The sequence below is a fragment of the Nocardia takedensis NBRC 100417 genome, assembly GCF_000308695.1.
GTDB classification, from domain to species: Bacteria; Actinomycetota; Actinomycetes; order Mycobacteriales; family Mycobacteriaceae; genus Nocardia; species Nocardia takedensis.
In genome coordinates this window covers 1-21,047 of sequence record NZ_BAGG01000081.1, presented here as the reverse complement: position 1 = coordinate 21,047, position 21,047 = coordinate 1, and the positions used below count along the sequence as shown (strand labels likewise).

At 69.9% G+C, this 21,047-nt stretch carries 20 protein-coding genes; 12 read left to right on the top strand and 8 right to left on the bottom strand.

Translation table 11 applies throughout. The features are described 5' to 3' along the window. Positions 1 to 2: 2 nt before the first annotated feature. Both tal and tkt read right to left on the bottom strand, forming a co-directional pair. The gene (tal, locus tag ON30_RS16750; protein ID WP_040708268.1) at positions 3 to 1,136 is read right to left on the bottom strand and encodes a transaldolase; all 1,134 of its coding nucleotides are present in this window, start codon (positions 1,134 to 1,136) and stop codon (positions 3 to 5) included. A gap of 6 nt (positions 1,137 to 1,142) precedes the next feature. Continuing rightward, entirely contained in the window at positions 1,143 to 3,284 is a 2,142-nt protein-coding gene (tkt, locus tag ON30_RS16745; protein ID WP_040708267.1) for a transketolase, read from the bottom strand. 442 nt (positions 3,285 to 3,726) lie between these two features. Between tkt and ON30_RS16740 the strand changes: the two genes are divergently transcribed. Beyond that, positions 3,727 to 4,659: a heme o synthase gene (locus ON30_RS16740; protein WP_085999347.1), complete on the top strand. Its 933-nt coding sequence runs from the start codon at positions 3,727 to 3,729 to the stop codon at positions 4,657 to 4,659. A gap of 16 nt (positions 4,660 to 4,675) precedes the next feature. Here the strand turns inward: ON30_RS16740 and ON30_RS16735 are convergent, their stop codons facing one another. Next, positions 4,676 to 5,656, bottom strand: a complete 981-nt coding sequence (locus ON30_RS16735) for a quinone oxidoreductase family protein (RefSeq protein ID WP_040708265.1) — start codon at positions 5,654 to 5,656, stop codon at positions 4,676 to 4,678. 60 nt (positions 5,657 to 5,716) lie between these two features. On the opposite strand from ON30_RS16735, the gene ON30_RS16730 reads away from it, so the two are divergent. After that, positions 5,717 to 6,082, top strand: a complete 366-nt coding sequence (locus ON30_RS16730; protein WP_040708264.1) for a hypothetical protein — start codon at positions 5,717 to 5,719, stop codon at positions 6,080 to 6,082. Positions 6,083 to 6,094: 12 nt separating this feature from the next. Here ON30_RS16730 and ON30_RS16725 read toward each other — a convergent pair whose 3' ends face one another. Beyond that, entirely contained in the window at positions 6,095 to 6,328 is a 234-nt protein-coding gene (locus tag ON30_RS16725; protein ID WP_157183759.1) for a hypothetical protein, read from the bottom strand. A gap of 212 nt (positions 6,329 to 6,540) precedes the next feature. On the opposite strand from ON30_RS16725, the gene ON30_RS16720 reads away from it, so the two are divergent. Beyond that, a complete protein-coding gene (locus ON30_RS16720; protein WP_040708259.1) occupies positions 6,541 to 7,032 on the top strand; it encodes a MarR family winged helix-turn-helix transcriptional regulator in 492 nt (163 codons plus the stop codon). Continuing rightward, a complete protein-coding gene (locus ON30_RS16715) occupies positions 7,025 to 8,674 on the top strand; it encodes an MDR family MFS transporter (RefSeq protein ID WP_051029446.1) in 1,650 nt (549 codons plus the stop codon). The genes ON30_RS16720 and ON30_RS16715 overlap by 8 nt, the downstream gene beginning before the upstream one ends. 64 nt (positions 8,675 to 8,738) lie before the next feature. Here the strand turns inward: ON30_RS16715 and ON30_RS16710 are convergent, their stop codons facing one another. From ON30_RS16710 to mptB, 4 genes are all read right to left on the bottom strand, one after another. Then, positions 8,739 to 9,710: a COX15/CtaA family protein gene (locus ON30_RS16710; protein WP_040708257.1), complete on the bottom strand. Its 972-nt coding sequence runs from the start codon at positions 9,708 to 9,710 to the stop codon at positions 8,739 to 8,741. A 74-nt stretch (positions 9,711 to 9,784) separates the two neighbouring features. After that, a complete protein-coding gene (locus ON30_RS16705; RefSeq protein WP_040708254.1) occupies positions 9,785 to 10,576 on the bottom strand; it encodes an ABC transporter permease in 792 nt (263 codons plus the stop codon). Further along, positions 10,573 to 11,505, bottom strand: coding sequence for an ABC transporter ATP-binding protein (locus ON30_RS16700; RefSeq protein ID WP_040708252.1), 933 nt, complete (start codon positions 11,503 to 11,505; stop codon positions 10,573 to 10,575). Before ON30_RS16700 ends, ON30_RS16705 begins: the two co-directional genes overlap by 4 nt. A gap of 54 nt (positions 11,506 to 11,559) precedes the next feature. Continuing rightward, the gene (gene mptB / locus ON30_RS16695; RefSeq protein WP_063719897.1) at positions 11,560 to 13,425 is read right to left on the bottom strand and encodes a polyprenol phosphomannose-dependent alpha 1,6 mannosyltransferase MptB; all 1,866 of its coding nucleotides are present in this window, start codon (positions 13,423 to 13,425) and stop codon (positions 11,560 to 11,562) included. Positions 13,426 to 13,698: 273 nt separating this feature from the next. Between mptB and ON30_RS16690 the strand changes: the two genes are divergently transcribed. From ON30_RS16690 to ON30_RS16655, 8 genes are all read left to right on the top strand, one after another. After that, entirely contained in the window at positions 13,699 to 14,505 is an 807-nt protein-coding gene (locus tag ON30_RS16690) for a helix-turn-helix transcriptional regulator (protein WP_040708250.1), read from the top strand. Continuing rightward, positions 14,502 to 15,959 (top strand): Fe-S cluster assembly protein SufB, encoded by a 1,458-nt coding sequence (sufB, locus tag ON30_RS16685; protein ID WP_040708249.1) that lies wholly within the window; start codon positions 14,502 to 14,504, stop codon positions 15,957 to 15,959. The genes ON30_RS16690 and sufB overlap by 4 nt, the downstream gene beginning before the upstream one ends. Continuing rightward, a complete protein-coding gene (gene sufD / locus ON30_RS16680; protein ID WP_040708247.1) occupies positions 15,959 to 17,167 on the top strand; it encodes a Fe-S cluster assembly protein SufD in 1,209 nt (402 codons plus the stop codon). Before sufB ends, sufD begins: the two co-directional genes overlap by 1 nt. A 34-nt stretch (positions 17,168 to 17,201) precedes the next feature. Further along, positions 17,202 to 18,047: a Fe-S cluster assembly ATPase SufC gene (sufC, locus tag ON30_RS16675; RefSeq protein ID WP_051029445.1), complete on the top strand. Its 846-nt coding sequence runs from the start codon at positions 17,202 to 17,204 to the stop codon at positions 18,045 to 18,047. Position 18,048: 1 nt separating this feature from the next. Then, positions 18,049 to 19,311 carry a cysteine desulfurase gene (locus ON30_RS16670; RefSeq protein ID WP_040708246.1) on the top strand — a complete coding sequence of 421 codons (1,263 nt, stop codon included), beginning with the start codon at positions 18,049 to 18,051 and terminating at the stop codon, positions 19,309 to 19,311. A gap of 3 nt (positions 19,312 to 19,314) precedes the next feature. Beyond that, positions 19,315 to 19,797, top strand: a complete 483-nt coding sequence (sufU, locus tag ON30_RS16665; RefSeq protein WP_040708244.1) for a Fe-S cluster assembly sulfur transfer protein SufU — start codon at positions 19,315 to 19,317, stop codon at positions 19,795 to 19,797. Further along, positions 19,794 to 20,186: a metal-sulfur cluster assembly factor gene (locus ON30_RS16660; protein WP_040708242.1), complete on the top strand. Its 393-nt coding sequence runs from the start codon at positions 19,794 to 19,796 to the stop codon at positions 20,184 to 20,186. The genes sufU and ON30_RS16660 overlap by 4 nt, the downstream gene beginning before the upstream one ends. A 155-nt stretch (positions 20,187 to 20,341) precedes the next feature. Continuing rightward, positions 20,342 to 20,761, top strand: coding sequence for a DUF4189 domain-containing protein (locus tag ON30_RS16655; RefSeq protein WP_245554084.1), 420 nt, complete (start codon positions 20,342 to 20,344; stop codon positions 20,759 to 20,761). Positions 20,762 to 21,047 lie beyond the last annotated feature (286 nt).

Here is a 21,047-nt window from a genome sequence, read left to right as displayed (position 1 = left end):
GGTCAGCGGCTTCCGCCGGCCGCGCCCAATTCCTCGGCGGTCGCCGACAGCAGTTCGTCCCACGACTTCTCGAACTTCTCCACGCCCTCGCGCTCGAGCACCGCGAAGACGTCGGTCAGGTCGATGCCCGCCGCGGCCAGGTCATCGAAGACCCGCTGCGATTCGGCCGCGGTGCCGCTGAGGGTGTCGCCGTGCACCTCGCCGTGATCGGCGACGGCTTCCAGCGTCTTCTCCGGCAGCGTGTTGACCGTGTTCTTCGCGACCAGTTCGGTCACGTAGAGGGTGTCGGGGTAGTCCGGGTTCTTGACGCCGGTCGAAGCCCACAGCGGCCGTTGCCGATTCGCGCCCGAGGAGGCGAGATTGTCGTAGGTCGAGGTGTGCGAGCCGCCGTCGAAGACGTCCTGGTACTCGGCGTAGGCGAGCCGGGCGTTGGCCACGCCCGCCTTGCCGCGCAGCGCCAGCGCCTCCGGGGTGCCGATGGCCTCGAGCCGCTTGTCGATCTCGGTGTCCACCCGGGACACGAAGAACGAGGCGACCGAATGGATCTTCGCCGGGTCGTGGCCCGCGATCTTGGCCTTGCGGATGCCGTCGAGGTAGGCGCCCATGACCGAGCGGTAGCGCGGCACCGAGAAGATCAGCGTCACGTTCACGCTGATGCCCTCGGCCAGCACCGCCGTGATGGCGGGGACGCCCGCCTCGGTGGCGGGGATCTTGATGAACAGGTTGGGCCGGTCGACGATCTTCCACAGCTCGACGGCCTGGGCGACGGTCTTGTCGGCGTCGAAGGCCAACCGCGGGTCGACCTCGATGGAGACCCGGCCGTCCACGCCGCCGGTGGCCTCGAAGACCGGGGCGAGCACGTCGCAGGCGGCCCGGACGTCGTCGGTGGTGATGGTGCGCACGGCCGCGTCGGCGTCGGCGCCTTGCGCGGCGAGTTCGCGGACCTGCGCGTCGTAGGCGTGCCCCTGGCTCAGCGCACCCTGGAAGATCGTCGGATTGGTGGTGACGCCGACGACCCCGCGGGTCTCGACGAGTTCGGCGAGATTGCCGGACTGGATGCGGTCGCGCGACAGGTCGTCGAGCCAGACCGACACGCCCGCCGCCGAGAGGGCGGCGATGGCGGGGTTCTGTGTCATGGGCGGTTATCCCTTCACGTTTTCGAGCGTGCGCTGCGCGGCCGCGACAACGGCGTCCGCGGTGATCCCGAACTCGCGGAACAGGGTCTTGAAATCGGCCGAGGCGCCGAAATGCTCGATCGACACGATCTCGCCCGCGTCGCCGGCGAAGCGGTACCACGGCATCCCGATACCGGCTTCGACGGTGACCCTGGCGCGCACCGTCGGGGGCAGCACCTCGTCCCGGTAAGCCTTGTCCTGCGCGTCGAACCACTCGACACACGGCATCGAGACCACGCGGGTTCCGATGCCCTGCTCCTCCAGCGTAGTGCGGGCGGCGACCGCGAGTTGGAGCTCGGAGCCGGTGGCGATCAGGATCACCTGCGGGGTGGGGGTGGAGGACTCGGCCAGCACGTAGCCGCCGCGCTTGACGCCCTCGTAGCTGGTGCCCTCGAAGATCGGCAGGTCCTGGCGGGTCAGCGCCAGCGCGGACGGGCCGTCCTGGTGCGGGCCGTCGGCCGGGACGAAATGCGAGACGCGCTCGCTGGAATCGCGTTCCAGGATGGTGCGCCAGGCGTAGGTGGTCTCGTTGGCGTCGCCGGGCCGCACGACGTTCAGGCCCGGGATGGCGCGCAGCGCGGCCAGGTGCTCGATCGGCTGGTGGGTGGGGCCGTCCTCGCCCAGGCCGATGGAGTCGTGGGTCCAGACGTAGATCGCGGGCACCCGCATGAGCGCGGCGAGGCGAACGGCCGGGCGCATGTAGTCGGAGAACACCAGGAAGGTGCCGCCGTACGGGCGGGTCGGGCCGTGCAGGGCGATGCCGTTGAGGATCGAGCCCATCGCGTGCTCGCGCACACCGAAGTGCAGGGTGCGGCCGTACGGGTTGGCCTTCCACATCCCGGTGGAGATCTCCTCCGGGCCGAAGCTGGGCACGTCCGGCATGGTGGTGTTGTTGGATTCGGCGAGGTCGGCCGAACCGCCCCACAGTTCCGGCAGCACCGGCGCGAGCGCGGCGAGCACCTTGCCGCTGGCCTTGCGGGTGGCCATACCCTTCGGATCCGCCTCGTGGACGGGCAGATTCGCCGTCCAGCCCTGCGGCAGGTCACGGGCGAACAACCGATCGAACAGGGCCTTGTTGGCCGGATTGGCCGCCGCCCACGCGTCGAAGCCCTCCTGCCACTCCCGGTGGGCCCGCTGCCCGCGCTCGACCGCCTTGCGGGTGTGCGCGATGACCTCGTCGGCGACCTCGAAGGTGCGCTCCGGATCGAAGCCGAGGATCTTCTTGGTGGCGGCGACCTCGTCCACGCCTAGCGCCGCGCCGTGCGCACCGCCGGTGTTCATCTTGGTGGGTGCCGGGAAGCCGATGATGGTGCGCAGCACGATCAGCGAGGGCTTGCCCGTCTCGGCCTTGGCCGCGGCCAGCGCGGACTCGATCGCGACCACGTCCTCACCGCCCTGCACGACCTGCACGTGCCAGTCGTAGGCGCGGTAGCGCGCGGCCACGTCCTCGGTGAAGGCGATGGTGGTGTCGTCCTCGATGGAGATCTTGTTGTCGTCGTAGATCACCACGAGATTGCCCAGTTGCTGGGTGCCCGCCAGCGAGGACGCCTCGGCGGTGACGCCCTCCTCCATGTCGCCGTCGGAGGCGATGACGTAGACGAAGTGGTCGAACGGGCTCGCGCCCGGCGCGGCGTCGGGGTCGAACAGCCCGCGCTCGCGGCGCGCGGCCATCGCCATGCCGACCGCGGAGGCCAGACCCTGGCCCAGCGGGCCGGTGGTGATCTCGACGCCGTCGGTGTGGCGGTATTCCGGGTGACCCGGGGTCAGCGAACCCCACTTGCGCAGTGTCTCCAGATCCCGCAGTTCCAGGCCGAAGCCGGCCAGGTAGAGCTGGATGTACTGGGTGATGCTGGAATGTCCGCAGGACAGCACGAAGCGGTCGCGGCCGACCCAGTGCGGGTCGCTCGGGTCGTGGCGCATCGTGCGCTGGTAGAGGCTGTAGGCCAGCGGTGCCAGACTCATCGCGGTGCCGGGGTGGCCGTTGCCGGCGTTCTGCACCGCGTCGGCGGCGAGGACGCGGACGGTGTCGACGGCCTTGGTGTCGAGCTCCGTCCAATCGTTCGGAAGGTTCGGCTGGGTGAGGGCGCGGATGTCGTCTGTGACTGACACGACCGAGGTTCTCCTGACATTGGTTTCGTCGGCGGCGGGACTGCGGCGGCTGCGCGATGCGTGCCGGATGTCTCCACCACCCTAGATGTGCCCGCTGAGCGGCAGGGCGGTAACCCTCGCTACCGCGCCCGTGTCGCGCGCGACGGCGGTACGGGAGCGTCCCGAGTGTCCGTTTCGTGGCCGTCCGGTGACCGGTTTCCGGGGTTTCGGGCGGCGGGCGGGCAGGGGCGAGGGGCGGAGCGCCATCGGCGAGGGTCTACCATCGCCTGTAGTAGTAGCCGCGCCGGGCTGTGCTGTGCACCGGATCGGAGGCCGAGACAGCGGCCGAGCGTGCTGCTCGTTCCATTGCCCGGATGCGAGGCACAGCGTGCGAGGAGAGACAGTGCGGATCGGTCGACAGCCGGGTGGCGATGGCGCGCACGGCGGCTCCTCCGCCACGGCGATCGCCGAGCGGTTCCAGGGCGACGGGGTTGGCTCGCGACTGCTGCGCAGGGTGCTGGCCTATATCGCGTTGACCAAGCCGCGGGTCATCGAACTGCTGTTGGTCGCCACGATCCCCACCATGCTGCTGGCCGATCGCGGCACCGTCGACATCCGGCTCATCCTGGCCACGCTGTTCGGCGGCTGGATGGGCGCGGCGAGCGCGAACACCCTCAACTGCGTCGCCGACGCCGATATCGACAAGGTCATGAAGCGCACCGCCAAGCGGCCGCTGGCCCGCGACGCGGTGCCCACCCGCAACGCCGCGGTCTTCGGGATCGCGTTGGGGCTGGGCTCTTTCGCGTGGCTGTGGTGGCAGGCGAATCTGCTCAGCGGCGTGCTCGTGGTCGCGACGATCCTGTTCTACGTCTTCGTCTACACCCTCGGGCTCAAGCGCCGCACCTCGCAGAACGTGGTGTGGGGCGGCGCGGCCGGGTGCATGCCGGCCCTGGTCGGCTGGTCGGCGGTGACCGGCACGATCGGCTGGCCCGCCCTCGCCCTGTTCGGCGTGATCTTCTTCTGGACGCCGCCGCACACCTGGGCGCTGGCGATGCGCTACAAGGAGGACTACCGCGCGGCGGGCGTGCCGATGCTGCCGGTGGTCGCCACCGAGCAGACCGTCACCAAGCAGATCGTGATCTACACCTGGCTGACGGTGCTGGCCACGCTCGCTCTCGCGCCCGCCACGGGTGTCGTCTACACGGCCGTCGCGCTGGTCGCGGGCGCGTGGTTCCTGCTGATGGCCCATCAGCTCTACGCCGGGGTGCGCCGCGGCGAATCGGTCAAGCCGCTGCGGCTGTTCCTGCAATCCAACAACTACCTGGCCGTGGTGTTCTGCGGCCTGGCGGTGGATTCGGTGCTGGGCTGGCAGACCATCGGCGACTTCCTGAGCTGACGGCCCGCCCGCCCGGCTACGTCCGCGCGGTCTCCGGGATCAGCACCAGCGCGCCGGTGGTGGCGCGGGCCTCCAGGTCGCGGTGCGCCCGGGCCGCCTCGGCCAGCGGATAACTCGCCCCGATCCGGACGTGCAGCGCGCCTTCGGCGACCGAGTTCAGGATCGCCTCGGCCCGGCCCAGCAGCTCGGCCCGATCGCGGGTGTAGTGGCCCAGCGTCGGTCTGGTGACGAACAGCGATCCCAGCCCGTTGAGCCGTTGCAGGTCGAACGGCGGCACCGGCCCGCTGGACGCGCCGAACAGCGCCAGGGTGCCCCGGACGCGCAGCGCGGCCAGACTCGCCTCGAAGGTGGCCTGCCCGACGCCGTCGTAGACCGCGGCCACGCCTACGCCGTCGGTCAGTTCGCGGACCCGCTCGGCCAGATCGTCGCCGTAGCGCAGCACTTCGGCCGCGCCCGCCGCGCGCGAGAGGGTCTCCTTCTCGTCGGTGGACACGGTCGTGACGACCCGGACCTCGCGCGCGGCGGCCAGTTGGGTCAGCAACAGCCCCACCCCGCCCGCACCGGCGTGCACCAGGATCGTCTCGCCGGGTTCGGGGCGGTACGCCGATTCGATGAGGTAGTGCGCGGTCATGCCTTGCAACAGCGCCGAGGCGGCGACGGGGGAGGGGACCGCGTCGGGCACCGCGACCGCCACGGCCGCGTCGACGGCGACCCGCTCGGCGTAGCTGCCGGGCGCGTCGGCCCACGCGACCCGCTGTCCGACCGCGAATTCGGTCACATTCGCGCCGACCTCGGCGACCACCCCGGAGCCTTCCGAGCCCGGAATGATCGGCAGCGGGCCCGGATATCGGCCGATGCGCCGGTAGACGTCGATGTAGTTGATCCCGATCGCGTCGGTGTCGACCAGCAGCTGGTCGGGTCCGATCCGCGGATCCGGCAGGTCGGTGGGGACGAGGACCTCGGGGCCGCCGTGTTCGGTCACCTGGATGGCTCGCATGGGTCCAGTTCTACACCGGGGGCTGCCGCGCGCGGTCTACCCGCCGGTAGACTCTGCGGAATGAGCGTTGAAGCTGCTGCCCCCGCCGAATCCGCCCCCGAGGTCCGGGTTTCGGCGTCCGTGGTCGATTCGGTCAAGGGATTCGTCGCCGAGCACGGCGGTTCGGCGACGGCGGTCCTGCAACCGGTCGGTCGGCTGGGCGTGCGGGTCACCCTGGTCGGCGGTGACGGGATCCTCGGCGATCGGATGGTCGGCGATCTGGCCGCCGCGAAGAAGCTGGTCGAGATGGTCGACGGGCTCACCGAGGCCGACGAGTGGGATCGCGAGCTGACCTCGGTGGTCACCCCGCGTAAGGGACACTGGGCGCGGATGGCCGGCTGGGTGGCCGGTCAGAAGCGGTTCCCGAAGGCCCGCAACGAACGCTGAACGCGCGCGGCCTCAGCCGCGTCCGTCGACGGGGTCGAGCAGTTCGCCGATCCCCCAGTGCAACACGCGTGCCGCCACGCCCAGGTAGGCCGCGATCGCGAGCACGATCAGCGCCGTGCCGTGATCGGCGGCCAGGCCGGGGATCCGGTCGGATTGGCTGACGCCCGCCAGCAGCATGATCGCGCCCAGCAGCACGGCCAATGAGGCCAAGGGCGCCATATCGGGGCGGGGTGGGCGGTTGGTCATCGGACGGCCTTCCTGCTGACACGTGATCGCGGCCCGTCCGCCGTGATCATTCGGTTGATCGCTCGATGTCGCCGTTCTGTTATCGGTGACACGTCTTGTTCCTTCTCGTCCGCGACGTGACGGGTAACACTGCGCCCAGATAGTTGCTTACTGCAAGCAATCAGAATATAGTTGCATTCTGCAAGTAAGTAATCTCGCGTGGGGAGTGATCCATGGCGGTGTCGCCCGATACGGCGCAGAGCCTCGTCAAGGAGCTCTACCTGATGGGAAGGGCGATGCGGGTCCTGCTGCTGCATCCCGAGGAGGGCGAACTGCTTCCCGGGGGCGTCGGGGTCCTCGGAACCCTCGAGGGCAAGGGTCCGTGCAGGCAGGGCGATCTCGCGCTCGACCTGTGCATCAGCCCGTCGGCGCTGAGCCGCCACGTCGCCGAACTGGTCGCGGCGGGCTACATCAGCCGCCAGGCCGACCCCGGTGACGGACGCGCCAGCCTCATCCACATCACCGACGAAGGCAGGGAACTGCTGCGCCGCGTCCGGGTCTCCCGGCCGGGGTTGCAGACCGCCCTGGCCGACTGGGACGACGACGCGGCCGAAGACGCCTGCGCCGCCATGGAGCGCCTGCGCACCGCGCTCACCGCCCACGCACACCATTCCGCGTCGCCGCAGCGCGCCGACGTGTCACAGAGACAGGAACAAGATGTCTAGTCCGGTCGAGGCGGTGACACCGCGTGATCCCTTCGCGATGACCCACCGCGAAATCCTCGAGGCGATGACGGGCTTGCTCGCCGCGTTGTTCACGGCGCTGCTGAGCACCACGATCGTCTCGACCGCCCTGCCCACCATCATCGGTGACCTGCGCGGATCGCAGACCGCCTACGCCTGGGTGATCACCACGGCACTGCTGGCCAACGCCGCCTCCACGCCGATCTGGGGCAAATTCGCCGACCTGTTCAACAAGAAGGTGCTGGTCCAGTCGGCCATCGTCATCTTCGTCGTCGGCTCGATCATCGCGGGCTTCGCCCACAACGTGCCGCTGCTGCTGGTGGCGCGCGTCATCCAGGGCATCGGCATGGGCGGGCTGACCGCGCTGGTGGTCGCGATCATCGGCTCGATCGTGTCCCCGCGCGAACGCGGCCGCTACTCCGGCTACATGGGCGCGGTCATGGCGGTGTCGATGTCGGGCGGCCCGATCCTGGGCGGCGTGATCGTCGACAGCCCGCTGGGCTGGCGCTGGTGCTTCTTCGTCTGCGTCCCGCTCGCGGTGATCGCCCTGGGCCTGTTGCAGCGCACCCTGCGCCTGCCCACCGAGCGCAAGACCGGCGTGTCCATCGACTGGTTCGGCGCGGCGCTGCTGACCGCGGGCGTGTCGGTCCTGCTGATCTGGGTGTCCTTCGCGGGCAAGGCGGGCTACTACGACTGGATCTCGCGGGAATCGGCGCTCTACGTCGGCGCGGGCGTGCTGTTGCTGCTGGCGACGCTGTGGGTGGAGACCCGGGTGAAGTCACCCATCATCCCCCTCCCGATCGTCACCGAACGCACCACCGGCCTGGCGATCATCGCCTCCATCGCCGTCGGCGTCGGCATGTTCGGCGCGACCACCTTCCTCGGCCAGTACTTCCAGACCGCGCGCGGCTACTCGCCGACCGCGGCGGGCGTGCTGACCATCCCGCTGGTCGCGGGCATGCTCCTGGGCTCGGTCGGCTCCGGTCAGCTCATCACCCGCTTCGGCAAGTGGAAGCGCTTCGTGGTCTCGGGCGGCGCGCTGCTGGTCGTCGGCTTCGGCCTGCTGTCCACCATCGATCACGCCACCAACCTGTGGCTGGTCGGCTGCTACATCGCCGTCGTGGGCCTGGGCGTCGGCATGATGATGCAGAACCTGGTGCTGGCCGTGCAGAACACCGTCAGCGTGCACAACATCGGCGCGGCCTCGAGCAGCGTCGCGTTCTTCCGCACCTTCGGCGGCGCGATCGGCGTCTCCGTGCTGGGATCGGTGCTGGCGACCCGGGTCGGCGAACTGTCGGCCGAGGGCCTGTCCAAGCTCGGCATCCCGGCCGGTTCGGCGGGCGGGGGCAGCCTCGACCTGAGCGCGCTGCCCGCCCCGGTGCTCGAAGTGGTGCGCGCCTCCTACGGTGACGCGACCGGCCGCATCTTCCTCATCGCGGCGGGCGCGACGGTGATCGCCCTGATCGCGACCCTGCTGCTGCCGAACAACCCGCTGCGCCGCACCATCGACATCGATCCCGCGCTGGACCCGATGCGCGCGGACGCCGCGGTCGACCCCTCCGATCTGGAGACCGCCCGCGCGGTGCTCGGCCGCGAGAAGGTCGACTCGGGTTCGGTCCGCTGAGTCCGACGAGAAAGAAGCTGCCCGCCGCGAATTCCGCGGCGGGCAGCTTTTTCGTCGGTGCCGCTCAGGCGGCCGAGGTGGCGGTGGGCAGATGCGCGGCCACCTGTTCGCGGGTGCGCAGCGACGCCCACAGGGCCGCCGTGGCGGCCGTGCAGGCGGCCGCGCCCGCGACGTGGCAGATCACCAGCACGGCGGGCACGTCGGTGAAGTACTGGACGATGCCGATCAGGCCCTGCGCGCAGACGATGCCGATCAGCGTGAACAGGCGGGTGCGCACGGCCGGGCCGACACCGACGGCGAACAGGCCGAAGCCCAGGCCGATCAGCAGCGCCAGGTAGCCGACCAGCAATTGCGAGTGCAGGTGCACCAGCGTGACGATCTCGACCTCGAGGCGGGCCACCGGGCGGTCGATGCTCTTGTCGCCCGCGTGCGGTCCGGCCCCGGTGACCAGGGTGCCCGCGATCAGGGTGGCGGCCAACGCGACGCCGCTGAGCCCGGTGAGCCACCGCAGCGGCGCGGGGGCCTGCACGGCCTCGATGCCGTCGTCGGGTTCGCCGATCTTCGCGTAGAGCACCGTGGCCAGCCAGACCATGACCATCGACACCAGCAGGTGGATGGCGACCGTCCACCACAGCAACCCGGTCAGCACGGTGATGCCGCCGATCACGGCCTGGGCGACGGTGCCGCCCGGCATGAGCCAGGCGTAGATCCGCACCTCGCGGCGACGGCGCGCGCGCAGCACGGCGAGCACGATCAGACCGGCGAACAGGCTGACGACGAAGGTCAGCATCCGGTTGCCGAACTCCACGGCCTGGTGCACCACCGCGACCTCGGAGACGCCGACCGGGGTGAAGCTGCCCGGGAAGCACTGCGGCCAGGTGGGGCAGCCCAGACCCGAGGCCGTGACGCGCACGACCGATCCGGTGACGGTGATGCCCGCCTGGCTCAGGATCACCGCGAACGCGATCCAGCGCTGCACCCGGAGCGAGGGCAGCGGGAGTCGATCGACCAGTCCCAGGAAGGCTCGATACAGCACCCGACGATGGTAGCCCGCGCGTATCGGCCCACCGCACCCGGTCTACTACGAGACGTCGTTGAATTCGGGGCGGCTCAGTGGAAGCGGAACCAGCGACCCGCCAGCACACCGCTCACCGCGCCCCACACCGCCAGCACGACGACGCCGAACCAGTCGATGCTGCCGAGCATCGCGTCCTCGAGGGTGACCGCGAGCGCGCCCGAAGGGATCAACCGGGCCAGCACGTCCACCGCCGTCGGCAGATCGTCGGCGGCGAAGACCACGCTCGCGATCCCCAGCATGACGAACCAGAGGATGTTGGCCAGCGCCAGCACCACCTCGGCCTTGAGCGTGCCGCCCAGCAGCAGGCCCATCGCCGCGAAGGTGCCCGTGCCCAGGGCGATGATCAGCGCGCCGAGTCCGAGCCCGCCCAGATCCGGCCGCCACCCCAGCGCGACGCCGATCGCGCCCAGCAGCACCGCCTGCAACACCACCACGATCGCCACCGCGGCGCTCTTGCCCGCGATCACGCCCCAGCGCGGCAGTGCGGTCGCGCCCAATCGCTTCAACGCGCCGTAGCGGCGGTCGAACCCGACGGCGATCGCCTGGCCGGTGAACGCGGTCGACATGATCGCCACCATCATCACCGCGGGCACGATCTTGTCGACGCGGGTGTCGCCCAGATCGCCGAAGGGCAGCAGGGTCAGTCCGACCAGCAGCGTGATCGGGATGAACATCGTCAGCAGCAACTGTTCGCCGTTGCGCAGCAACAGGATCAGCTCGAGGCGGGTCTGCGCCAGCAGCATCGCCGCGCGCGGGGCCCGGCGCGGCTCGGGCGCGAAGGTGCCCGGCTCGAACCGGTTGGCGAGGGGCTCGACGTGGGTCATCCGCGCAGGTCCCGTCCGGTGAGTTCCAAGAAGACGTCCTCCAGGCGACGCTGATCGATGCGGATGTCGGTGGCCAGCACGTTCAGTCGCGCGCACCACGCGGTGACCGTGGCCAGCACCTGCGGGTCGATCTCGCCCTCGACCAGGTAGGCCCCCGGCGTGGTCTCGCGCGGCGCGAACCCCTCGGGCAACGCCGAGCGCAGCAACTCCAGATCCAATTTCGGCGGGGCGCTGAAGCGGAGTTGGCCCGCCGCGCCGTGCGCGGTGACCTCGGCCGGACTGCCCGCCGCCACGATCCGGCCGTGATCGATGATGACCAGTTGGTCGGCCAGTTGTTCGGCCTCGTCCATCAGGTGGGTGGTCAGCACGACGGTCACCCCGTCGCGGCGCAGCGCGTCGATGAGTTCCCACACGATCAACCGCGCCTGCGCGTCGAGTCCGGCCGTCGGCTCGTCGAGGAAGACGATCTCGGGCCGCCCGACCAGCGCGCAGGCCAGCGCGAGCCGCTGCTGCTGACCGCCCGAGAGCCTGCGGTAGGGGGTGCGGCGGGTGTCGGCCAGGCCGAGGGTGCGCAGCAGCCATTCCGGATCGAGGGGATCGGCCGAGTAGGCGGCCACCAGTTCCAGCATCTCGCCTGCGCGCGCGCCCGGATACGCGCCGCCGCCCTGCAACATGACCCCGATGCGCGGACGCAGGCGCTCGGTGTCGGCGATCGGGTCCAGACCCAGCACGCGCACCGACCCGGCGTCGGGCGTGACGAACCCCTCGCACATCTCGACGGTGGTCGTCTTGCCCGCGCCGTTGGGGCCCAGCAGGGCCAGCACCTGCGCCCGTTCGACGTCGAAGGACAGGCCGTCGACCGCGGTGGTCTCGCCGTAACGCTTGACGACGCCGTCGACACGTACGGCGGGTCCGGGGGCTGCGGTCACGGTGTCACACGGTATGCGGTCGACCGATGTGACCTGGAAGACACCCCTGTCCGCTCACGTCCCGGACGGCCCGGAACGCGGTGCCGCGCCGGACGCCCCGGCCGTCGCGGACGGTTCGGCGCGGGTGTCGGCTCGCGGACCCGACGCGGCCGGCGGCGTCACCTGCGCAGACTCGTGGGTTTCGGATTTCGCTACCCGGGGCGGTGCGTCGGTCTCCTCCGCCGGACGTTGCAACCGCCACGGCAGCGACCGGCGGGTGGCCAGGATCATCAGCAGGCAGGTGACGATGGTGATCGCCGCCGCGTAGACCAGCACGAACGGCGTGATGTCGCTGCCCGAGGGCATCAGCAGGACGCTGACCACCGCGGAGGCCACCGTGGCGGGGACGCGGAAGGCGGGACGGTTGGCCCACGCGGCCAGCGGCACGATGCCCCACAGCAGATACCAGGGCTGCACGACGGGGAAGAGCAGCACGACCGCGCCGAAGGCGACGCCGAGCGCGCCGACCGGGTGCAGCCGTCCGTTCCAGGTGGCGATCAGCAGTCGCACGACGACCAGGGTCGCGGCCGCGGCGGCGATGGGACGGGTGATGCTCAGCAGCGCGGTGGTGTGATCGCCCAGACCCAGCAGTACGCCGCCGAAGCCGGTGACCACGCCCAGCGCCGTCGGCAGCGACATCCACGAGCGCACCGTGCTGGCGCCGTTGAGGGTGTCGATCCAGCCGAATCCCAGTCCGCTGCCCAGGCAGACCGCCAGCATCACCGTCCCCGTGACGGTCCCCAGCAGCAGCGCGGCGGTGAAGGTGGCCCGCCATCGGCCGCCCCAGCGTCGGCTCAACGCCATCCAGACGAAGGCCAGCGCGAGCATCGACGGGATCTTGATCATCGCCGAGAGCGCGAGCACCGTCGCACCCCCGAGGAACAGGCCGAGGGTGCGCCCGCGCAAGGGGCCGACCCGCGCCAGCGCGGCCAGGCAGAATTCCAGGCCGACCAGCATCAGGCCGATCATCATCGCCTCGTTGTGCACGCCCGAGACCAGGTGGAAGATGACCAGCGGGTTCGCCGCGCCCAGCCACAGGGCGGCGACGGGCGAGACCCGGCAGCGCTGGGCCAACCGGGGCAGGGCCCACACGATGCAGGCGATGCCGACCAGCGCGAGCAGTCGGTGCAGCAGGACGCCCGCCAGAATGTTCTCGCCGGTGAGTTCGGCGATGCCCTTGCCGAACCAGATCGACAGCGGCCCGTACGGGGCGGGGGAGTTCTGCCAGATGTTGGGGACGCTGCGGGTCAGCACATGGTCCTGGCCCAGACCCTGCACCGGTCCGACGTCGTAGGGGTCCAAGCCGCGCGCGGCGATCTCGCCCTGCGCCAGATAGGAATAGACGTCCTGGCTGAACATCGGCGGCGCCAGCGACAGCGGGATGATCCACAGCAGCAGCGTGCGGTCGAGTTGGGAGCGGCTCAGGCGGCGGACCCGGCCCGATTGCAGACCCAGGGCGAAGCGGCCGAGCAGCAACCAGGCCAACATGACGACCACGGTGCCGAGGATGGTGACCGCGAGGCCGGAACTGTGCACGCGGGCGGGCAGGCCGATGATGGCCTTTCCATACGTGGGGTTCTGCAAGGTGGGCTGCGCGCCGAGGCCGAGCGCGCCGATCGCCATCATCACCGCGCCGGTCGCGCCGAGCAGGCGCACGCGGCGCAACTGCGCCGTCTCCTGGGGGTTGAGCCCCGCGGCCTCGGGTTCGTTGACGTGCAGCGCCTCGCTGACGGTGTGGTCGGGCGGGACGTCGAGTCCGACGATCCGTCTGCCGTAGGCGACGGCGGTGGCGAAAGGCGCGCTCGCACGCAGTCGGGCCAGGGGGCCGGAGCCTGCGGGCCGATCCTCGTCGACGCGGGTTCCGCCCTGTTCGCCTGACATCACCGGGCCAGCGTAGCGGATGGTCCGACCCCTTCCCGGCCAGGAACCGAAGGCCCTTGGACGCCTTCGGACGGGTGGAAATACGGACATTACGGGCGGTTTCGGTGTGCGGTGCGTCACCCGCTCGCGCGACTGTCGCCGCGCCGTCGATCATGAAGCAGGCGTTTGCGGCGGTCACGCGCCTTGCGGCCGGGTACCCGCAGGTCACGGCCCGCCGGTGAGGTCAGGGCACCCTTATTAGATTTCGGGAACGAATTCCGCCACACTGATGTTGTGAAAACCGTGGGTTTGCGCAACGACGACGAAAGGGCCGGTCGTGGGGCCGGCGCCGCGTCCTCGCACGCCCCGGCCGCGACCGAGGGGCACACCAGGGCCGCGATCGTGCGGTTGCTGCTCGAGGAAGGGCCGATCACCGCCAACGCCATCGGCGCGACACTGGGCCTGGCCACGGCGGGAGTGCGCCGTCATCTCGACGCGCTCATCGATTCCGGGCAGGCGAGGGCGGCGCGCTCCGCGCCGTGGCAGCAGAAGGGCCGCGGCCGACCGGCCAAGCAGTACCAACTCACCGCCAAGGGACGCGGTAGCCTCGGCCACGCCTACGACGATCTGGCCGGCGCCGCGCTGCGGCATCTCGGCGAGGTCGGCGGCGAAGCGGCCCTCACCGATTTCGCGCGCAAACGCGCGCGCACCATCGTCGAGGGAATCGACCCGCTCGACGAGCACACCCCCGAGGGCACCGAGGCCAAAGCCGAGGAGATCGCCGAGGCGTTCACCGGCGCGGGCTTCGCGGCGACCACCCGCAAGGTGGGCTCCGGTGTGCAGATATGCCAACATCACTGTCCGGTCGCCCACGTCGCGGAGGAATTCCCGCAACTGTGCGACGCGGAACTGGAAGCCTTCCGCGAACTGCTCGGCACCCACGTCCAGCGGCTCGCGACGATCGCCAACGGCGACTGCGCCTGCACGACGCACGTCCCGCTGCTGGTCCCCCCGAACACCGGGACACCCCGATCCTCGAACACCCCCGCCGCACAGCCCGCGGCGGGACAGACGAACGACTCCGGAAGGAGTGGCGAATGACGACGTCCGCGGCGAGCCGCGAATCTGGCGCGACCCAGGTTCAGCCCTTGACCCAGGAGGAGACGATCGCCTCGCTGGGCACCTACGGTTACGGCTGGTCCGATTCGGACGTGGCCGGCGCCAGTGCCCAGCGCGGCCTGTCCGAAGCCGTCGTCCGCGACATCTCGGGCAAGAAGAGCGAACCGGCGTGGATGCTCGAGCAGCGACTCAAGGCCCTGCGCATCTTCGACCGCAAGCCGATGCCGAACTGGGGCTCCAACCTCGAGGGCATCGACTTCGACAACATCAAGTACTTCGTGCGCTCCACCGAGAAGCAGGCCGCTTCCTGGGAGGAACTGCCCGAGGACATCAAGAACACCTACGACAAGCTCGGCATCCCGGAGGCGGAGAAGCAGCGCCTGGTCGCCGGTGTCGCCGCGCAGTACGAGTCCGAGGTCGTCTACCACCAGATCCGCGAGGATCTCGAGGCCCAGGGCGTGATCTTCCTCGACACCGACACCGGTCTCAAGGAGCACCCGGAGATCTTCCAGAAGTACTTCGGCTCGGTGATCCCCGCGGGCGACAACAAGTTCTCCGCGCTCAACACCGCCGTGTGGTCGGGCGGGTCGTTCATCTACGTGCCGCCGGGCGTGCACGTCGACATCCCGTTGCAGGCCTACTTCCGGATCAACACCGAGAACATGGGCCAGTTCGAGCGGACGCTGATCATCGTCGACGAGGACGCCTACGTCCACTACGTCGAGGGCTGCACCGCGCCGATCTACAAGTCCGACTCGCTGCACTCCGCGGTGGTCGAGATCATCGTGAAGAAGGGCGGGCGCTGCCGCTACACCACGATCCAGAACTGGTCCAACAACGTCTACAACCTGGTCACCAAGCGGGCCAAGGCCGAGGCGGGCGCGACCATGGAATGGATCGACGGCAACATCGGCTCCAAGGTCACCATGAAGTACCCGGCGGTCTGGATGACCGGCGAATACGCCAAGGGCGAGGTGCTCTCGGTGGCGTTCGCGGGCGAGGGCCAGCACCAGGACACCGGCGCCAAGATGCTGCATCTCGCGCCGCACACCTCCTCGACCATCGTGTCCAAGTCGGTGGCCCGCGGCGGCGGCCGCGCCTCCTACCGCGGCCTGGTCCAGGTCAACAAGGGCGCGCACGGCTCGAAGTCGACGGTCAAGTGCGACGCGCTGCTGGTCGACACGATCAGCCGCTCCGACACCTACCCCTACGTCGACATCCGCGAGGACGACGTCACCATGGGCCACGAGGCGACCGTCTCGAAGGTGTCCGAGGATCAGCTGTTCTACCTGATGAGCCGCGGTCTCACCGAGGACGAGGCGATGGCGATGGTGGTGCGCGGCTTCGTCGAGCCCATCGCCAAGGAACTGCCGATGGAATACGCGTTGGAACTCAACAGGCTCATCGAGCTGCAGATGGAAGGAGCCGTCGGCTGATGGCGACCGGTGTGATCGGAGCGGTCGAGGGCGAGAACCCGGTGCGGTCGACTCCGAATCGGGGTGCCGCGGCCGCGGTGAACAAGGGTGAGGTCTTCACCTCCTACGACGTGAACGCCTTCGAGGTTCCCTCGGGCCGCGACGAGGAGTGGCGCTTCACCCCGCTGCGCAGGCTGCGCGGCCTGCACGACGGCACGGCGGCGCGCGACGGCGCCGCCGGCGTCGAGATCACCGCGCCCGAGGGCGTGCTGGTGGAGACGGTGGGCCGCGACGACGAGCGTCTCGGCGCGGCGGGCGTGCCCGCCGACCGGGTGGCCGCGCAGGCGTACTCCGGCTTCGAGTCCGCGACGGTGATCTCGTTGGCCGCCGAGACCGAGGCGGCCGAACCGGTGCTGGTCACGGTGACCGGCCCCGGCGAGGGCCACACGGCCTACGGCCACTTCCAGATCCGGCTGGGGGCCTTCGCGGTCGCCACCGTGGTCATCGACCAGCGCGGTAGCGGAACCTACGCCGAGAACGTCGAATTCGTGCTCGGCGACAGCGCCAAGCTGACGGTGGTCGCGGTGCAGGACTGGGCCGACGACGCGGTGCACGCCACCGCCCACCACGCCCGCCTCGGGCGCGACGCCACGCTGCGCCACATCGCGGTCACCCTCGGCGGCGATCTGGTCCGGCTGACCGGCACCGTGAAGTACGACGGTCCCGGCGGCGACGCCGAACTACTCGGCCTGTACTTCGCCGACGCGGGCCAGCACTTCGAGCAGCGCCTGCTGGTCGACCACGCGCAGCCCAACTGCAAGTCCAACGTGCTCTACAAGGGCGCGTTGCAGGGTGATCCGGATTCGCCGAAGGGCGACGCCCGCACGGTCTGGGTCGGCGACGTGCTGATCCGCGCCGCCGCGGAGGGCACCGACACCTTCGAGGTCAACCGCAATCTGGTGCTCACCGACGGCGCGCGCGCCGATTCGGTGCCCAACCTGGAGATCGAGACCGGGGAGATCGCCGGCGCCGGACACGCCTCGGCCACCGGACGCTTCGACGACGAGCAACTGTTCTACCTGCGCGCGCGGGGCATCCCGGAGGACGCGGCGCGCCGGTTGGTCGTGCGCGGCTTCTTCCACGAGATCATCCAGAAGATCGCGATCCCCGAGATCAGGCAGCGGCTCGAGGAGGCCATCGAGGCCGAACTCGCCGCCATCGGCGCCTGACCGAAACCACACTCCCGCAAAGGAATCCACCCCGATGACCACCCTGGAAATCAAAGACCTGCACGTCGAGGTCGCCAACCCGGACGAGTCCGGCGAACCCATCCGCATCCTCAAGGGCGTCGACCTGACGGTCCGCTCCGGGGAGACCCACGCGATCATGGGCCCCAACGGCTCGGGCAAGTCCACGTTGTCCTATGCCATCGCGGGCCACCCCAAGTACACCGTGACCAGCGGTTCGATCACCCTCGACGGTGAGGACGTGCTGGAGATGTCGGTGGACGAGCGCGCGCGGGCGGGCCTGTTCCTGGCGATGCAGTACCCCGTCGAGGTGCCCGGCGTCTCGATGTCGAACTTCCTGCGCACCGCGGCCACCGCGGTCCGCGGCGAGGCCCCCAAGCTGCGCACCTGGGTCAAGGAGGTGAAGGAGTCGATGAACGAACTCGAGATCGACGCCGCCTTCGCCGAGCGCAGCGTCAACGAGGGCTTCTCCGGTGGTGAGAAGAAGCGCCACGAGATCCTGCAACTGGGTCTGCTCAAGCCGAAGATCGCCATCCTCGACGAGACCGACTCGGGTCTGGACGTGGACGCGCTGCGCATCGTCTCCGAAGGCGTCAACCGCTACAAGGAGCGCGGCTGGGACGACGGCACCGGCACGCCGGTGGCGGGCGGCGTGCTGCTGATCACCCACTACACCCGCATCCTGCGCTACATCCAGCCGCAGTTCGTGCACGTGTTCGTCGGCGGCCGCATCGTCGCCGAGGGCGGTGCGGAACTGGCCGAGGAACTCGACGCCAACGGCTACGTCCGCTTCACCCAGAGCTCACCCGCCCCGTCGGCTTCGCCGACTGCCATCCCCCAGACCGCATCCACCGGAGTCTGATATGACCGCAGCGCCTGTCAAGGGCAGCACCCTCGACGTGGCCCGGGTCCGGGCCGACTTCCCGATCCTGAGCCGCACGGTCCGGGACGGGAAGCCGTTGGTGTACCTGGACTCCGGCGCGACCTCGCAGCGGCCCGTCGAGGTGCTCGAGGCCGAGCGGAACTTCCTGGTCACCAGTAATTCCGCGGTGCACCGCGGCGCGCATCAGCTCGCCGAGGAGGCCACCGACGCCTACGAACAGGCGCGCGGACTCATCGCGCGGTTCGTCGGCGTCGACTCCGACGAGATCGTGTTCACCAAGAACGCGACCGAATCGCTGAACCTGGTGACCAACGCCTTCGGCGACGACCGGTTCCCGTTCCATGTCGGCGCGGGTGACGAGATCGTCATCACCGAACTCGAGCACCACGCGAATCTCGTTCCGTGGCAGGAACTCGCGCGTCGCACGGGTGCCACCCTCAAGTGGTACGGGGTCACCGACGACGGGCGCATCGACCTGGATTCGCTGGAGCTGTCCCCGGCCACCAAGGTCGTAGCGTTCACCCACCAGTCCAATGTGACCGGCGCGGTCGCTCCGGTGGCCGAACTGGTGCGCCGGGCCAGGGCCGTCGACGCGCTGGTCGTGCTCGACGCCTGCCAGTCGGTGCCGCACATGGCCGTCGACTTCCGCGCGCTCGGCGTCGATTTCGCCGCCTTCTCCGGTCACAAGATGCTCGGCCCGTCCGGTGTCGGCGTGCTGTTCGGGCGTCGGGAACTGCTCGAACAGACGCCGCCGTTCATCACCGGCGGTTCGATGATCGAGACCGTGTTCATGGACCACAGCACCTATGCCCCGCCGCCGCAGCGGTTCGAGGCGGGCGTGCCGATGACCTCGCAGGTGATCGGCCTCGGCGCCGCGGTGCGCTACCTGGAAGACCTCGGCATGGACGCCGTGGCCGCCCACGAGCAGACGCTCACCGCCGCCGCCCTCGAAGGGCTCGGCGCGATCCCCGGCGTGCGGATCATCGGTCCCACCGACACCGAGGAGCGCGGCGGGGCCGTCGCGTTCGTGGTGGAGGGCATCCACGCCCACGACGTCGGGCAGATCCTCGACGACCAAGGCGTGGCGATCCGGGTCGGGCACCACTGCGCCTGGCCGCTGCACCGCCGCTTCGGCGTCGCGGCGACCGCGCGCGCCTCCTTCGCGGTCTACAACACCCTCGACGAGGTCGAGGCGCTGGTGGCGGCCGTGCGGAAGGCTCAGGACTTCTTCGGAGTTGCATAGAACATGCGCATGGAGCAGATGTACCAGGAAGTGATCCTGGACCACTACAAGCATCCCCACCATCGCGGGTTGCGGGAACCGTTCGGGGCCGAAGTGCACCACGTGAACCCGACCTGCGGTGACGAGGTGACCTTGCGCGTGCACATCGACGACGCGGGCGATGTGGCCGATGTGTCCTACGACGGGCAGGGCTGCTCGATCAGCCAGGCCGCGACCTCGATCCTCGCCGATCAGGTCATCGGGCTGTCGGTGCCCCAGGCGCTGAAAGTGGTCGACTCCTACAGCGAGATGATCTCCAGTCGCGGCACCGTCGAGGGCGACGAGGACGTGATCGGCGACGGCATCGCGCTGGCGGGCGTCGCGAAATACCCGGCGCGGGTGAAATGCGCGCTGCTGGGCTGGATGGCGTTCAAGGACGCGGTGGTCAGGACAACCTCGGCCCAGCAGGCCGGACCGACGATGGGCACGAACGGGGCTACCTCATGAGCGAGACCGACACGACACCGCAGACCGACACGACACCGGCCGCCGAGGCCGCGCCCGTGGAACTGTCGGCCGAGCAGATCAAACACCTCGAGGACATCGAGGAGGCCATGCGCGATGTGGTCGACCCCGAACTGGGCATCAACGTGGTCGATCTCGGCCTCGTCTACGGCATCGCGGTCGAGAACGAGATCGCCAAACTCGACATGACGCTCACCTCGGCGGCCTGTCCGCTGACCGACGTCATCGAGGACCAGACCCGCAACGCGCTGGTGCGCGGCGGCCTGGTCGAGGATCTCGAGATCACCTGGGTCTGGATGCCGCCGTGGGGTCCCGACAAGATCACCGAGGACGGCCGCGAGCAGTTGCGCGCGCTCGGCTTCACCGTCTGATTCGACGGTCACCCGCGAAACCCCCGGTCCGCGACCGGGGGTTTCGTCGTTTCCGGGTGGGATCGGCTTGTCGCCCAACAGCATTGCTGGACATTTAGCCCGGGGCGGTTCAAGATCTTCCCGTAGTCGTTTCGAAACGGGGAGATAACGTGTCCGTGCTGCGCAGATCGGCCCTGGCGGTCGCCGTCACCTCCTCGGCCCTGGCCGCCGGATTCGCCCCCGGCTCGGCGGGCGCGGCGGGCAGCCTGTACGGCACGCTGGGGCTGTCGCCGTCCACGGGGCGGGTCGTCGCCGCCGTCGACCACAGCAGTCGCGTCAAGGCCGACGCCGAGGCCATCCGCGAATGCGGCGTCTACGACTGCGATCTGGTGCAGCGCTTCGCCGACGGGTGCGCCGCCATCGCCCGCGGCGCGGACGGCCGCTACGGCTGGGCCGCGGCGGGCACCCGCACCGACGCCGAACGGATCGCCGCCGACTCCCTCGGCGAGGCCGCACCGCCGTTCCCCGATCTCGGCAGCGCCCAACCGCGTCGCGCCGAGATCGCCATCTCGGCGTGCACGAAGAACGCGAACTGATTCCCGCACGCCGAGTCGGGATCGACTGTCGCACAGCCGATCTGTATCGCGGATAACTTCGCGCGTCGCCGTGCCCATGTTACGTGCGGGTTCCATCTCGTATTCATCTACGTGACTCGGGAAGTTCAGTTTCGTGCGTTCTAATCGCCGTCGATCCCGAATCAGGAGGTACTCGGCGGTGGCGAGGGCGGCCAAGACCTCCGAAGTCGTTCGGCGATGAGTCTCGAGCTGCCCGAGGGGTTGCATTGGTTGGGGTGGGTGGCGGGTGCGCCGTGGCCGAAAGGGG